Source organism: Bartonella sp. AP9QHHD (genome assembly GCF_042195625.1).
Lineage (GTDB): Bacteria > Pseudomonadota > Alphaproteobacteria > Rhizobiales > Rhizobiaceae > Bartonella.
In genome coordinates this window covers 1-1,797 of record NZ_JBHIOP010000042.1, presented here as the reverse complement: position 1 = coordinate 1,797, position 1,797 = coordinate 1, and the positions used below count along the sequence as shown (strand labels likewise).

2 protein-coding genes and 1 pseudogene are annotated in these 1,797 nt (G+C 38.1%); all 3 read left to right on the top strand.

Annotation, left to right across the window (positions count from 1 at the left end; translation table 11 throughout):
* Nucleotides 1-196 (top strand): annotated as a pseudogene (locus tag ACFIK4_RS03010) (hypothetical protein); the annotation flags it as partial.
* 42 nt (nt 197-238) lie between these two features.
* Complete coding sequence (locus ACFIK4_RS03005; RefSeq protein ID WP_375674934.1) at nt 239-1,540, top strand: hypothetical protein; 1,302 nt, start codon at nt 239-241, stop codon at nt 1,538-1,540.
* Nucleotides 1,540-1,797: hypothetical protein (locus ACFIK4_RS03000; protein WP_375674932.1), on the top strand; the 258-nt coding region annotated here is incomplete at its 3' end. The genes ACFIK4_RS03005 and ACFIK4_RS03000, both read left to right, overlap by 1 nt.

The following is a 1,797-nucleotide window of genomic DNA, read 5'->3' as shown; positions in this document are numbered from 1 at the left end:
GGAACAAGACAATAGCGGCTGGAATAGGTTGAATATGCTTATGAACGCCGGTCATGGCTTTGCAAGGAATTACGGCACGACGACGAATAATGTGTCAGAATCTAAGATGCATGGTAACGACCCTTGGCAGAATGCTATGATGGTGCTTTTTGGATTAAAGAAGGCTGCGGAAAAGGCAGCAAATGCTGCCGTTTAGTTTGAATAATCTTAGAAAAAATAAATAGTTAAAGGGAAAGTAATGGTTTTTATAGATTTTGACCCGAGAGATAGACGTTTCATATCCAAACTAGAAAAAGATCTACACGAACGCAGACTAGAAAAAGATCTACTACAATCAATAGCGAATCAACGAAAGGACAAACATAAATTACCAGTTTTTCTTAATGCGATTTCTATGAATGATCCATATAAGATAGGCTCTTTTTCTCCTTCTCCAATAGGTTCTATTCGTCCTTCTGAGATAGATAATGAGGGGAATAAACCCTCTCCGATTCCACAATCAGAAACTCCTCCTCAGTTAGAGACTTCTCCACCTATTTCAACAAAACCAGTTCCATTGCAAGAACAGCCTCCTGAACCAAATCTTAGTTTTTGGGATAAATTTTCTCGTTTTTCACAGTCTGATGTTAGTAAAAATATTGATGATTTTCTTATGGGGGCGATAACAGCAAGTCCAAATTCATCTGGATGGCAACTTTTTGCCAAGGGGCTGAAGAACTTGCATGAAGGAGATAAACAAAGAGGGCAGGTTAACCAGACTGTCGAGTATCTAAAATCCAAAGGCTATAGTGAAGAAGAAGCTGCTATTATGGCACGTAATCCGCAAATGCTTAGTGCGATGCTAACAGGTGGTGATACTCCTAAGTTACCTCTGGGGCATCAATGGTATATCAATCCGGAGACAGGTGAACGTGAAGCGAGACCGATTAAAGGATCTCTACTGGAATTGGAGTATAATCAGAAAAAACGAGACATAGAAGAGTGGGAAATAGGTAAGAGAAACACTGCTGCTGTAGTAGCAAAAGAAATTAATCATATTGTGGATACAGTTAACAATGCTCTTCAAATTATAGAGAAGAATCCCAAAAAGGCTGCTGGTAAGGTCGGTGCTTTTGNTAAATTAAAAACGCTTGAAGGTGGTGTCTTTGTTCGAGTGATTGAAGCAATCAAAAAGCAAAGTGACGGCGGGAAATTAGGCGTTGGACCGTTATCTAATGAAGAAAGCAGGCGCATAGTAGCATCTTATGGTACTATGGACATTAGCGATAAACCAGAAGAACTATATAAAACGCTCTTAAAAATCAAAGATATGTTTGATCTTTTTAAAAAACTGAATGATGAGGAAATTTATAGGTTGTCAAATGGAATGGAAGTAAGACCGCGTCTAAAGTATTCTGCTCAATATGCTAATCAGTCGATGTCGCAAGGAGGTAGTGAAAATATACCTCGGATGAGTATGCAAGAAGCTGCTAAAAGAAATGATATTACTGAATTTATAGATATTGAGACTGGTGAGCATATGAGGAAGGTAAAATTGTAATGAATACGTCTCGATCTAGATATGTAACATTAGAGGATGGAACACGTTATCGTTTTGATGTTATTGATAATAATTCTCAAAATAATGCGTCTCGATCTAGATATGTGACCTTAGAAGATGGAACACGCTATCGCTTTGATGTTCTCAATGATGCCTCCAACTTTGAAGAAACAACTTCACCCCAACATCCCGAAATCACGCAAAGTGAAGCTTTTTGGAACTCTTTAAAGCATGGTTTGAGTTTTAATTTAGATGAT